This is a genomic window from Pseudoalteromonas sp. PSi26 (assembly GCF_054960575.1).
In genome coordinates this window covers 61,068-73,967 of the sequence record NZ_JBHNYT010000010.1, presented here as the reverse complement: position 1 = coordinate 73,967, position 12,900 = coordinate 61,068, and the positions used below count along the sequence as shown (strand labels likewise).

The following is a 12,900-nucleotide window of genomic DNA, read 5'->3' as shown; positions in this document are numbered from 1 at the left end:
TATTAGCCACGGCCTCGTGCTTCTAGGCGTTGTTTAAATTCATCCATAATGATCATGTATAGCTCGTCGCCCAAATATCCGTCTTCTACTTTGTGATCAATGCTTGGATTATCATTTACTTCAAGCACATATGCTTTGCCCTGATGCTCTTTAACATCTACGCCATATAAGCCTTTACCCACTGTTTTACATGCTTTTAAAGCCGCATCTAACACGGCTTTTGGTAACTCAAAGGTAGGTAGCGTTTCAAAGCCACCCGAGAAAAACCGTTTAGCGTCGTGATTATAAATTTGCCAATGGTTGCGCGCCATTAAATAACGACACGCATATATAGCGCGGCCATTTAATACACCTACTCGCCAATCGTATTCTGTGTACATGTATTCTTGTGCAAGTATCAATGCGCTATATTCAAACAGCTCAGTTAATTTAGCTTCAAGCTCACTGCGGTTTGCAACTTTAAACACCCCTTTTGAGAAAGACCCTTCAGGCATTTTTAAAACCAGCGGATAGGTAAAGGCCTCTTCTAATTGCTCAAGCGTTTGCGCTGCTTGATCAGCCACTACAACCGTTTTTAAACTGGGCACTTTTTGATAATTAAACGCATCGTGTAAATACACTTTATTACAACAACGTAAAATAGATTCAGCATCGTCAATAACTACTAAGCCAAGGCTTTGCGCTTTACTTGCAAGGCGATAAGTTGGGTGATCAATCGCTGTAGTTTGGCGAATAAATAACGCATCAAACTGAGCAATGTTGTCTATTTCATCAAAACTGAGTGCTTGCGCATTAATACCATGTTTAGCCGCTGCTTTTATAAAACGGGCAATGGCGTCTTTATCACTCGGTGGTACTTTTTCGTTATGATCAACAAGTATTGCCATATCCCATCTAAAACGGCGCTGCACATTGCCAATGCGCCATTGTGTTTGGGTAAACGTATTTAGTTTTGCTACAAAATTGCTATATTGCTCCTCGTTTAAAGAGCTAAGCGAACCTTGCTGTAACAAACCTTGCTCATCTACATATAAAATAGGCGCTGGGTATTGTTTAAATACCGACTTAGCCGCTTTACTTTGTAATTCGTTTAGCGCATTACCAAAGTAAATTTCGCCATCAATTTGACCCACATTTAACATAGGTGCGTGGCCGCCTCGAAGCGCGTTTATTGTTTTTAGACTTGGTAATACTTGGTGTTTGCGGGCTTCAGCAAGCAACGAGCAATAGTAACCCTTACTCAAGTATTGGCTTGAGTCGCATAAATTAATAATGCGGGTTTTAGGTTCATTATGTTTTGGGTAATCACGTAAGTAACTATTAAACGTAATCACATTGTCGAACGATTGAGCAAGTGTTTGCTCGTTGTTATCAACCACTATTAAGGTTTTAAACACGACTTTTCCTAGTTAAGCCAGAAATAAAAAAGAGTAAAAACTCAGCATTATAAATAGAAACACCCATCGTACTAAGTGTGCATTGCGCGTATCACTTAATCCGATGGGTGCTTTAACAAATACCTACTGTAAGTGTTAGCGCTTAAATTGCTTAAGCGACATCTGCTTTATATGCCCTTTTTAAAAACCACACAAACGAGATATTTTTAGCGTAAAGATAAAAAATATTGATTAACTATATTTTCCAATTAATGCAGATTAAAATACGCAAAATTAATATTTTATGAGCGTTAAAAATGTCACATCCTGCCTGCCCACAGTGCCAATCGGAATATGTTTACGAAGACCAGCAACTGCTTATTTGCCCTGAATGCGCCTATGAATGGAACCCAAATAACACAAGCGATGAAGACGCAATTTTAGTTAAAGATGCCAATGGCACTCTACTTAGTGATGGCGATAAAGTAACCGTAGCCAAAGATTTAAAAATAAAAGGCAGCTCACAAGTGATTAAAATTGGCACAAAAGCAGTCGTTAGGCGTGTGCTTGATAAAAAAGATCACGAGCTAGATTGCAAAGTTGACGGCATTGGCGAAATGATGGTAACAGCGAAGTTTGTGAAAAAAGCTAACTAGTAGGTCGGATAAAGGGCGAAGGCATCCTGCATGCCTCGCCAAAACGATCGAAATGATTGATTTTTATTTAGTTATTGGTGAGCATTCGTTAACAACCGCTAAACCCAGGTCTATGTGAGCAACAATATAGCCATATTCCTTCTTTGACAGTTTGCCAGTTTTGTACTGCTCTTTTGCCGACTTATGGTTCCATGATTCACCACATTTTGACTCTGGAATTTGAAGTTCTAGGGTAAGTAGGTATTCCTTTTCTTTATCTATGGAATACCCTTTTTTAACAGAGCTTTTCGCGCAGAGGCTAAGTGCATATTCAACCGCAAACTTGTCAACGCTTGGTAAGCCAACAAACTCCACATCACACCCTAAAACACGTTCGCCAGAAGCCTTCGTGTAATAAAGCTTTCCTGTAGTGCAAGCTGATAATAAAAAGAGCATTGCGGATATTGATAAAAATCTATGAATCAAAGTACTTCCTTGTTTACTATTGCCAAGCTCTGCAGGCATTTGAAACGTAGCGAAAATTGGTTCGCTCAAACTATTTATTTAGGCTGACACCTATCTTAATTTCAAAGTTTATGTGAGTGTCTAATTAATTATGTTTATGCAAACTAGGGTGACAAACACAATAACTGGCGTAAACAAACAACCTAAAAAAATGTGACCTTTAGAATCTGTCTTGTACTCGTAGTTCTTTTTTACAAAAAAAGGATATAGCCTAGCGCTCATGCTGATTTGAGCGAAAATATGCAAGGTTAAGATTCCCAGAGAAAATTTCACTGGTAGCATTTCCATTAGATTCAACGTAAGCACAATCAAAATAGGTATAAGAAGCAGAGTAAAGAAGACCTTGAAGCGGTTGCCCATAATCCAAATCGTAACAGAATTTCGCTCATCAACTTCTCGCTGAGAATTAAGGTGCCGACCACATTCTGAGCAAACGAATTGAGATAGAGGAAAAGAATCGAAGTTCCCACATTCACTACTCCCACAAACTTTAAATGTTCGGTGTTTCATATATCAACCTAAAACGCCGTTGTAACTGGCTTATAATATTTGGCTAAAACTTGTCAGGTACGGACAAAGCCAACTGTTATTTGTCCGCGTTTACGACTTTGTAATACTACATTACTCCGTACTTCTTGGGCGACAGTACATTTCAGGAATGGTGCCTAAAGGGTCACTTTGACCAATTAATAATCTAAATTCATTTTTACCATTATCTATCAAATACCCTGGTGAAATAGTCAAGCTTTTAAAGTCTTCAATCGCTGCCCAAAGTAACTCTTCAGCCTCTTCACGAAAATCTGCTTCTATTGCTAAATCATCAGAAGCAGCCAACTTTTTGCCGTTACCTGCATGCTTAAGGGAATTATATGCTTGTTTGTTAAACTTTTGAGCACCACTGAATACCTGCTTTTTCTCTGATTCATTTAGCTTACGCCCAAGTGAATACTCTCGTATCTTGATAACTGCTTCAGCTGACTTTTCATGCGAAGTTTTTTTGTCCGCTTCAGACAAAAGCGGCGATATGATTCCAGTAGAAGCCCCTGCTAGCAAAATACATTGAATATAATCTAAGTCAGATTGAGCAACTTTGAATTTCAAAATTGCTTCCTCTAACATATCAGCTGCAATTAGTCGTTTTTCATAAGTTTTTAACACTGAAGCATCCTTGTAGTTATAACAACTTATTGAACCCATTTTAATGATTTATACCACACCAAAACGGCGCATATTATATCGCTCAATAATTCCACCAACTAACCCTAATGTAAACAGGTAATTACTTATGTTATAAAATCTCTGTTGGTAAAATACACCAAAACGACTTCTAATAATGTTATTCGGCAAATTGGCTTTGTCAGATGGCGCTTCGCTTCTCCAACCTATATATAAAACTAATGCTTTATAAAATTTCTACCACTTCATATTCATGGTTTTTGCCTGCAATGCTTAGGCTTACTTCATCATCAAGCTGTTTGCCTAAAAGTTGTTTACCCAGTGGTGCTTCGGGTGTAACAACTTGAATAGTTTGCCCTTTAACTTCAACCGTTAAACCGCCTGCGGCTGGGCCTAAATAAAACCATTTTTGTAAGGCGCTTTCATCTTCCAAACAAACGAGTGAGCTTATATTCACTTTATTGTGAGTTGGCTCTTTAAAAATGGCTTCAAATTGTTTAATGCTTTTGTAGCAATCGTTTACACGCTCAGCTTGCCCTTGTGCTAAATAAGCAGCCTCGAGTCCTAGGGTATCGTACTGCGTTTCTGCAACGCTTTCTTCGTGAGTTGCGGCGTCGTGCGCAGCTTTTGCTGCTTGTTTTGCACTGTTTAACTGTGCTTCTAGTGCAAATTTAAGGTGTTCTATTACGTGGGATTTATTCATGAAAGGCGCTAATAACCAATACGGTAAACTATGTGATTAATTTTAACGTTATAAGGCGCTTAAAACCATTATTTTAAGCGCCTGTATTTTAATGCAGATTTTAAAAGTATTTATTGCTAAGGCATATCGAGCAACGCTTGCGTTTCTGCATCTTGTTTCTCTTCGTAATTTTTAGCACTTAACCCTAAAAGCTCGGGTAACGTGGCGGCAATACAAATAGATGAGAACGTACCTACTACAATGCCGGTAAATAGCGCAATGGCAAAGCCTTGTAATGGCGCACCCGCGAGGAGCCAAACACTTGCAACTGTAGCAAGCGTGGTGCCCGATGTAATAAGCGTACGCGTTAAGGTACTTTTTATGGCGTTGTTAATAATACTTGCCGGGCTAAGCGCATTATTAGATTTAACACGTAAAAGCTCGCGTACTCTATCACCTACTATTATAGAATCGTTAAGTGAATAACCTATAATGGCGAGTAAGCTGGCAAGTACGGTTAAATTGAACTCAATACTTAATAGCGAAAATAGCCCCAGTACCAGTAATAAATCATGCACTAGCGCAACCACAGAGCCAACAGCTAAACGCCATTCAAACCGTACCGCTAAATAAAGCATTACTGCAACCATAGCTGAAAATAGCGCTAAACAACCTTGCTCAAACAGTTCATCACCCACTTGCGAGCCAATATACGCTGATGATAAAACCTCGGCGTTAATGTCTGCATTTTGTGTAATGGCGCTTTGCCAATCATTGCTGTTTGCTGTTGAACCGCTGGGCGCTTCGCGTAGCTGAAAGTGATTATTACCTTGTGCGGTTAGTTCAAACTCGCCATTGTGATTTTTAGTAATAAATTGCTCAAGGTGTTTTAGCTCAACACCTTGGCTGGTGGTAAATTCTGTTAGGTAACCACCGGTAAAGTCGAGTCCAAAATTAAGCCCTTTTTGACTAAGCGTAAATACCGATAGCAGTACAAGTATGGTGCTCAAAAACATGCCTGAAAAACGCAGACGCGACCCCGCCTCGCCCTTTAAAAAAGTGTTAAGCATGTGCATTTACTCCTGCTTTTTTAGCCATTTTTAAATATACCGTTTGGCTTAGTACTTTTGATACGTACACGCCAGTAAATACCGAGGTTAATAAGCCAAGTGCCAATGTTATGGCAAAGCCTTTAACTGGGCCGTAACCTATTCCATACAATATAAGCGCGGTGATCATGGTGGTTATATTGGCATCAAATATGGTGTTAGCGGCTTGCTTGTAACCTTCTTGAATAGCTTGATAAGCAGAGCGCCCTTTTCTACGCTCTTCTTTTATTCGCTCAAATATAATAACGTTGGTATCTACTGCCATACCAATAGTGAGCACAAGCCCGGCAATACCCGGCAGTGTTAACACAACCCCTGGTAATAACGACATTAGCCCCACAAGCGACGTTAAATTTAATAACAGCGCGACGTTTGCAATAAGCCCTAAACGGCGATACCACATTGCCATAAAGGCAAGTGTAATACCCATTCCCAGCATCAATGCGGCCAAGCCGTGAGTTATATTTTCTTGACCTAGGCTCGGCCCTATTGTTTGCTCGTGCACTATAGTTACCGGCGCAGTCAGCGAACCTGCTCGTAATAACAGGGCTAAATCGGCCGCTGCTTGTTGGCTTTTCATATTGGTAATACTAAAGCGTGAACTTAAATGCTGCGCAATATTAGCCACGTTTATAACTTCACTTTTTTTAACGGTTTCACCGTTTGCGTTTTGAGAGTACTCTGAGTAAACCGTTGCCATAGGTTTACCAATATTTGCTTTTGAAAACGCTGACATGGCATCGCCGCCTTGCCCATCTAGGCTAAGTTGCACAAGGGGTTTACCCCAATCGTCGCGCCCTATGTTGGCATTATTAATATGCTCGCCGGTAAAAATAGGCACAGGATCAAGTTTGATGGTCCCGCCCGATTGCATATTAAATGTTTGCCCACCAATTTCTTTTAACTGATAAAACCCAAGTGATGCAGTTGCGCCTATAATGCGCTTTGCCTCTGTTGGGTCTTGCACGCCAGGTAGCTCTATGCGTATACGGTTTTTACCTTGGCGCTGAGTTACGGCTTCGGTAATGCCTAATTCTTCAATGCGTGAGCGAAGCGTTGTGAGCGTTTGACTCATTACTTCTTTCTCAAAGTTGCTGCGCCCTTGTTCTGAGTAGCTAAACTTTGCGTTTTTAACATTGCCGTTATGGGTTGTTGTAACCGCTAAATTAGCAAAGCGACTTTGTAGCTCATCAATTATGGGTTTTAGTTTTTGCACCGCATTAGGCAGCGCGTTAATTTCAAAACCATGCTCTGTTTGCTGCGCTTTAAGGCCATGCGCTTTTTGCTTAACAATAATTGACTTAGCTTGCTGATACACACTGACTAATTGCTCATCAACAGCTTTATCTAAATCTACGTCGAGTACAAATAACACACCGCCATTTAAATCAAGACCCAGCTTTATTGGTGATAAACCAAACTCTTGCAGCCAAAGTGGGCTGGTTGCATGCTCTACAATTTTAACTTGCGTGTTTGGGTACTGCGCCTTTATAACCGCTTGCGCTTGTGCGCTTTTAGTTGGCTCGTTTAACAAAATATTTATAGATGTTTGATTATTGAGCCCTTGCTCAACTTTTAAGCCTTGGTTATTTAAAAAAGTAACTAAGGCTTTAGTGCTTGGCACAACTTGAGCTTCGCTATGAGGTGCATTGCTTACATGTAACCACGATTTATTTGGGTATAAGTTGGGTAATGCGCTAATGGCTAATAAAACCAGCACAATAAGCATGGCTATATAGCTTAATTTAAATTTTGCCATAAACGGCTTGTGATCTTTTTTTACACTTAACATGGTGTTTCCTTATTACCAGAACCGGTAACGTACTTATTAAAAACACAATTAATCTCAAGGCTTAAACGTAAAACGTTAAAACCTAATAAAAATTAACTAAGAAAATTAAGCGTGGTAGGTAGTTACTGCTTTGTAGAGTAAGTTGGCATCTTTCCAGCCACTTAAACGCAATTTTTTACTATGATATACAAGCGTATACCATGGCTGAATAGCATTTACAGCTTGGGGGCGTAAAAATATTTGCCTAACAAGGTGCTGCGCAAAAAACTCAAAAACAACGTCGTATTCGGGCTCACTTTGAACTGTGTGCAAAAAAAGTGACGCATTACTTGCTGTAAGCCTTGGTTGATGTGAGTCAAAATCGGTGTGTTGTGTTTTTTTATGCGCAGGTGCGTCTGCAGACTTTTTAGTAGGCTTTGTTTTAGTTATATCAATAGCATCTGTGAATAGAATGTGTGAACTGACAGCTGGACTTAAATTTTGTGATACCTGCACAGAATTACTCTGCACACTAAACAGTGCAGCGAGTAGCAAAAAAGCAGTTATAAAAACACGAAATTTAAACATACTTAAATCAAACTAAAATAAAGGATGACTAGTATATTAGGGCTACTATTTAAAATACAATGCTTAATAATTAAGTATTTAATCGAGAAAAATAATGCGCTCCAGACAAAACGTTGAAAAACGTGCAGACGCCATGAATTTAAAACAAAGCGTTAAAACATTGTGGCCTTACATTACAAAGTTTAAAGGGCGTGTTTTTATTGCGCTTTTAGCGCTTATTGGTGCCAAAGGCGCCACTCTTTTAATGCCTTGGGCACTTAAAGAAATTATCGACTCGGTTGATAAGTCAATAAACCCAGTATTGGTCATTCCCGCTTTATTGTTACTTATGTACGGCAGCTTACGTTTCGCTAGCGTGTTTTTAGGCGAGGTACGCGATGCAGTGTTCTCGCGTGTAACAGAACATGCCATGCGCAATATTGGTTTAAAAGTATTTAAACATTTACATAGCCTAGAGCTTGCCTTTCACTTAGACAGGCAAACTGGTGGAATAAGCCGTGACATAGAACGTGGCACCAGTGGGCTCAGCTTTTTAATGCGCTTTTTAATGTTTAACATTGTACCCACCCTTTTTGAAATCCTCACCGTCGCGATTATTTTTGGGACGCTATTTTCTGTCTGGTTTGCTTTAATTACGCTCCTTGCTGTAGGTGTGTATATATTTTTTACTGTCACGGTCACTCAGTGGCGTAACCGTTTTATTCGTGAATCAAACGCGGCTGACAACCTCAGTAATACTCGCGCAATTGACAGCCTGCTAAACTACGAGACTGTAAAGTACTTTAACAACGAAGAGTTTGAAGCCAACACATACGACTCCTTTTTAGCAAACTGGGAAACTGCGCGATTAAAAAATAGAATGTCTCTTTTTGCGCTAAACTCTGGGCAAGCGTTAATTATTGCCAGTGCCATCACTGCGTTAATGTGGTTAGGCTCCAGTGAGGTAGTGACAGGATCACTTAGCATTGGTGAATTAGTAATGATAAACGCGTATATGATCCAATTATTTTTACCGCTTAACTTTTTGGGGTTTGTGTACCGTGAAATACGTCGCGCCCTTACCGATTTAGAAAACATGCTGGGCTTACTTAATAAAAAGCCACAAGTCACTAATGCTCCACAGGCAAATACCCTTAATGTGAAAAAGGGGGAAATTGCCTTTAATAACGTCAGTTTTAGCTACAATGCAAACCGCCCTATTTTAAATAATATTAGCTTTAAAGTGAAAGCGGGTAGCAAGGTAGCTATTGTGGGCGCAAGTGGTGCTGGCAAAAGTTCACTAGCGCGCCTGCTCTATCGTTTTTATGATGTAACATCGGGTAGCATTACTATTGATAACCAAGCTATTAGCTCGGTCACGCTTAATAGCCTTCGTAAAGCTATTGCTATTGTTCCTCAAGATACCGTTTTATTTAATACAACAATTCGTGAAAATATTGCCTATGGCCGCCCTTCTGCAAGCGACACCGATATTGATAAAGCGATTGAAATGGCCCATCTAAAAGGTTTTATTAACACGTTGGCTGATGGCGATAAAACGCGAGTTGGCGAACGCGGTTTAAAAGTATCCGGTGGCGAAAAACAGCGAATTGCAATTGCACGCGCAATTTTAAAACAATCCCCTATTTTAATATTTGACGAGGCCACATCGGCACTCGACTCTCAGGCTGAGCAAGCAATATTAAAGGCAATGCATGAAGTAGCCAGCGAGCACACCAGTATTGTAATTGCGCATAGGCTATCAACCATTACTGATGCCCACACTATTATTGTGCTTAAGTCAGGCCAAATTGTTGAACAAGGGCAACATAACGAATTGCTGACCTTGGGTGGTGAATACGCACATATGTGGGCATTACAACAACAAGATTAACCTGTTTATTAATTTATGTTGGTAGCTTGTTGCTTGCGTTGCTTATTGGTTTTATCGGATCAGGCTGTGATTCACCTCAAAAGAATTGTGTGCCTGTCTTTTATACATAACAATCAAAATGATATTTTTATAACAAAAATTAACAAATTCATTATCCAGGGGGATAAACGATGAAAATGAGTCTAATTGCAGCGGCTTTAGCTGCCACTTTTATAACAGGCTGTTCAGAGCCACAAACTACAAGCAGTGAAGTTCAAACTGCAAGCACAGAAAATACAGTTGTTAGCAATAAAGCTGAATTAGGTAGCTTTGGTGTTGATTTATCAGCGCGTAACGAAGCCATTAAACCTGGTGATGACTTTTTCATGTACGCCAGTGGCACGTGGTACGACAACTACAATATGCCAGCAGACAAAACGCGTTATGGTGCGTTTTCGGCTTTAGCAGAACGCAGTGAAGACCGAGTTAAAAAAATTATTGAAGACATAGCTGCACGTAAAGAGCTAAACGCTGAAGAGCAATTGGTTGCTGATTTTTATAACTCGTACATGGATACCGACACACTTAATGAACTTGGTGTTAAACCTATTCAACCGCTGTTAAATCAAATTAGTAATATGGAATCAACCGACGACTTAGCTTATGTATTTGGGCAATCGTGGTTATCGGGCCTTCGTACTCCTATTGGTGGTGGTATGTGGTTTAACCGTTTAGATCCAAATAAATACGAAATGTCGTTAGGCGCTGGTGGTTTAGGTTTACCTGATCGTTCTTACTATCTAGAAGATGCTGAGCGTTTTGTTAAAACTCGCGAAGCTTACGTGGCTCATATTGCCGACATGCTAAAATTTGCCAATGTTGATAACACAACAGAGCGCGCAAAAGCCATACTAGAGCTTGAAACTAAAATAGCACAAGGGCATTGGCCGCGCGAAAAACGACGTAATCGCGACCTGTCGTTAAATCAAATTAAACGTGAAGATTTAGCCTCTACATACCCTGGTTTTAACTGGGATGTATATTTTGAGCAAACAGGATACAAAGTACCTCAACTTAATGTATCTCAGCCTGAACCGGTTAAAGCCATGATTGAGCTTATCAACAATGAAGATTTAGCGGTTTGGAAAGACTACTTAACCTACCATGCAATTAGCGGTAATGCAGGTTTACTTTCTGAAGATATTTTTAATACACGTTTTGCATTTTATGGCAAAGAACTAAACGGCCAGCAAGAACCACGCCCTCGCTGGAAACGTGCAATTAACACAATGTCGGGAACAAGTTCGCTAGGCTTTGCTATTGGTAAAATTTACGTTGATCAATACTTTCCTGAATCATCTAAACAACAAATGTCTGAACTGGTTGAAAATCTGCGTTCAGCATTAGGTGAGCGAATTGATAATCTTGATTGGATGGGCGCTGAAACTAAGGTAAACGCACGTGCGAAGTTAGCAGCATTTGTTCCAAAAATTGGTTACCCAGATGTATGGCAGTCTTACGATGGTTTAACTATTAGCCAAAACGATTTAGTAGGTAACGTTAAAAACATGCGTGAGTTTTTCCGCGCTGAAAGCGTAGAAAAAGAACTACAAAAAACTGACCGTAACCGTTGGGGCATGACACCACAACGTGTAAATGCATACTACAATAGCTCGTTTAACGAAATTGTGTTTCCAGCCGCTATATTACAACCTCCGTTTTTTGATCCAAATGCCGATCCAGCGGTTAACTACGGTGGCATTGGCGCTGTAATTGGTCACGAAATGGGCCATGGTTTTGATGATCAGGGTTCAAAATCTGATGCTAACGGTATTCAACGTAACTGGTGGACAGACGAAGACCGCGCTGCATTTGATGCAAAAGCAGACCAACTAGCCGCACAGTACAGTAAATACGAACCTATTGAAGGTAACTTTGTAAACGGCCGTAACAGCCTAGGTGAGAACATTGGTGATGTGGGTGGCTTAGCCATGGCTTACCATGCATACAAACTAAGCCTAAATGGTAAAGAAGCGCCTGTAATTGACGGTGTAACCGGCGATCAACGTTTCTTTTTAGCTTGGGCACAAGTATGGAAAGAAAAACGTACTGAGCAAAGCATGTTAAACCAGTTACGCGGTGGAACACATGCTCCAGGTCGCTTTAGAGCGCAAGCACCACGTAACCACGATGCTTGGTACAAAGCATTTGACGTAAAACCAGGTGATGCGTTGTATTTACCAGAAGAAGAACGCGTTCGTATTTGGTAATTGCCTTATAATATGTAAATCAATACTAAACAGCCCGCAATAGCGGGCTGTTTTATTTAGAACGTATTTTATTCAAATTGCTATATTGGCTTTTTAACTATTAATGTTCCCCAATCCGTACTAGCCCTTAATGTCATTTACCTTTAGAATACGGTCTATTATTTTTTCAGTTATTTATAAAATTAAGGCGAAACGCAGATGGGAAGAGCTTACCAAAACAAAAAAGATTCAATGGCTAAAACTGCGGGTGCTAAAACTAAAGTTTACTCTAAGTACGGTAAAGAAATTTATATTTGTGCTAAAAATGGCGGTGTAGATACAGATGGTAATTTATCATTACGCCGTTTAATTGAACGTGCAAAAAAAGACCAAGTACCAGCACACGTAATTGAACGCGCAATTGAAAAAGCAAAAGGCGGCGGCGGTGAAGACTACGCTGCAACACGTTACGAAGGCTACGGCCCAGGTAACTGTATGATTATTGTTGACTGCTTAACCGATAACAACAAACGTACATTTGCAGACGTACGTGTTTGTTTTACTAAAGCGAATGCTAAAATTGGCGCTCAAAACTCGGTTTCACATTTATTTGATCATTTAGCTATTTTTGTTTTTGATGGCGACGATGATGAAGCGGTTCTTGAAGCACTTATGATGGCTGACGTTGATGTAACCGATGTTGAAGTTGATAACGGTAAAGTAACCGTATTTGCTCCGCATACAGAGTACAACAATACTCGTACTGCATTAGAAGAAATGGGCATTTCTGAATTTGACGAAGACTTAATTGCGTTTGTACCACAGGTAGAGGCCCCAATTGAAGGCGAAGACGTTGAAGTAATGGAGCGCTTTTTAGCCATGCTAGAAGATTGTGACGACGTTCAAAACGTTTACCATAACGCGCAATTCTAACCCT

The 12,900-nt window shown here is 40.1% G+C and carries 11 protein-coding genes; 4 read left to right on the top strand and 7 right to left on the bottom strand.

The features are described 5' to 3' along the window. Positions 1-2: 2 nt before the first annotated feature. On the bottom strand, positions 3-1,397 hold the full coding sequence (locus ACFI34_RS12190) for a RimK family protein (protein ID WP_462673693.1): 1,395 nt from the start codon (positions 1,395-1,397) through the stop codon (positions 3-5). 296 nt (positions 1,398-1,693) lie between these two features. Here ACFI34_RS12190 and ACFI34_RS12185 point away from each other — a divergent pair, with 296 nt between their 5' ends. After that, positions 1,694-2,032 (top strand): zinc ribbon domain-containing protein YjdM, encoded by a 339-nt coding sequence (locus ACFI34_RS12185; RefSeq protein ID WP_462673692.1) that lies wholly within the window; start codon positions 1,694-1,696, stop codon positions 2,030-2,032. 63 nt (positions 2,033-2,095) lie between these two features. On the opposite strand, the gene ACFI34_RS12180 is transcribed toward ACFI34_RS12185, so the two are convergent. From ACFI34_RS12180 to ACFI34_RS12155, 6 genes are all read right to left on the bottom strand, one after another. Then, the gene (locus tag ACFI34_RS12180) at positions 2,096-2,467 is read right to left on the bottom strand and encodes a hypothetical protein (protein ID WP_462673742.1); all 372 of its coding nucleotides are present in this window, start codon (positions 2,465-2,467) and stop codon (positions 2,096-2,098) included. Positions 2,468-3,157: 690 nt separating this feature from the next. After that, complete coding sequence (locus tag ACFI34_RS12175) at positions 3,158-3,694, bottom strand: hypothetical protein (RefSeq protein WP_305399011.1); 537 nt, start codon at positions 3,692-3,694, stop codon at positions 3,158-3,160. 244 nt (positions 3,695-3,938) lie between these two features. Continuing rightward, positions 3,939-4,415 carry a GreA/GreB family elongation factor gene (locus ACFI34_RS12170; RefSeq protein WP_462673691.1) on the bottom strand — a complete coding sequence of 159 codons (477 nt, stop codon included), beginning with the start codon at positions 4,413-4,415 and terminating at the stop codon, positions 3,939-3,941. A gap of 116 nt (positions 4,416-4,531) precedes the next feature. Then, complete coding sequence (gene secF, locus ACFI34_RS12165; protein ID WP_462673690.1) at positions 4,532-5,464, bottom strand: protein translocase subunit SecF; 933 nt, start codon at positions 5,462-5,464, stop codon at positions 4,532-4,534. Then, complete coding sequence (gene secD, locus ACFI34_RS12160) at positions 5,457-7,295, bottom strand: protein translocase subunit SecD (protein WP_462673689.1); 1,839 nt, start codon at positions 7,293-7,295, stop codon at positions 5,457-5,459. Before secD ends, secF begins: the two co-directional genes overlap by 8 nt. A 105-nt stretch (positions 7,296-7,400) precedes the next feature. Continuing rightward, the gene (locus ACFI34_RS12155; RefSeq protein ID WP_462673688.1) at positions 7,401-7,862 is read right to left on the bottom strand and encodes a hypothetical protein; all 462 of its coding nucleotides are present in this window, start codon (positions 7,860-7,862) and stop codon (positions 7,401-7,403) included. A 94-nt stretch (positions 7,863-7,956) separates the two neighbouring features. On the opposite strand from ACFI34_RS12155, the gene ACFI34_RS12150 reads away from it, so the two are divergent. From ACFI34_RS12150 to ACFI34_RS12140, 3 genes are all read left to right on the top strand, one after another. Next, the gene (locus ACFI34_RS12150; RefSeq protein ID WP_462673687.1) at positions 7,957-9,735 is read left to right on the top strand and encodes an ABCB family ABC transporter ATP-binding protein/permease; all 1,779 of its coding nucleotides are present in this window, start codon (positions 7,957-7,959) and stop codon (positions 9,733-9,735) included. Positions 9,736-9,905: 170 nt separating this feature from the next. After that, positions 9,906-11,984 (top strand): M13 family metallopeptidase, encoded by a 2,079-nt coding sequence (locus ACFI34_RS12145; protein WP_462673686.1) that lies wholly within the window; start codon positions 9,906-9,908, stop codon positions 11,982-11,984. Between the two features lie 198 nt (positions 11,985-12,182). Beyond that, positions 12,183-12,896: a YebC/PmpR family DNA-binding transcriptional regulator gene (locus ACFI34_RS12140; RefSeq protein WP_203987004.1), complete on the top strand. Its 714-nt coding sequence runs from the start codon at positions 12,183-12,185 to the stop codon at positions 12,894-12,896. Positions 12,897-12,900: the final 4 nt, after the last annotated feature.

Excerpts from the sequence above, each read along its gene's own strand:
- ACFI34_RS12185 (WP_462673692.1), top strand. The coding sequence starts at position 1,694 with ATGTCACATCCTGCCTGCCCACAGTGCCAATCGGAATATGTTTACGAA.
- ACFI34_RS12180 (WP_462673742.1), bottom strand. The coding sequence starts at position 2,467 with ATGCTCTTTTTATTATCAGCTTGCACTACAGGAAAGCTTTATTACACG.
- ACFI34_RS12170 (WP_462673691.1), bottom strand. The coding sequence starts at position 4,415 with ATGAATAAATCCCACGTAATAGAACACCTTAAATTTGCACTAGAAGCA.
- secF (WP_462673690.1), bottom strand. The coding sequence starts at position 5,464 with ATGCTTAACACTTTTTTAAAGGGCGAGGCGGGGTCGCGTCTGCGTTTT.
- secD (WP_462673689.1), bottom strand. The coding sequence starts at position 7,295 with ATGTTAAGTGTAAAAAAAGATCACAAGCCGTTTATGGCAAAATTTAAA.
- ACFI34_RS12155 (WP_462673688.1), bottom strand. The coding sequence starts at position 7,862 with ATGTTTAAATTTCGTGTTTTTATAACTGCTTTTTTGCTACTCGCTGCA.
- ACFI34_RS12150 (WP_462673687.1), top strand. The coding sequence starts at position 7,957 with ATGCGCTCCAGACAAAACGTTGAAAAACGTGCAGACGCCATGAATTTA.
- ACFI34_RS12145 (WP_462673686.1), top strand. The coding sequence starts at position 9,906 with ATGAAAATGAGTCTAATTGCAGCGGCTTTAGCTGCCACTTTTATAACA.
- ACFI34_RS12140 (WP_203987004.1), top strand. The coding sequence starts at position 12,183 with ATGGGAAGAGCTTACCAAAACAAAAAAGATTCAATGGCTAAAACTGCG.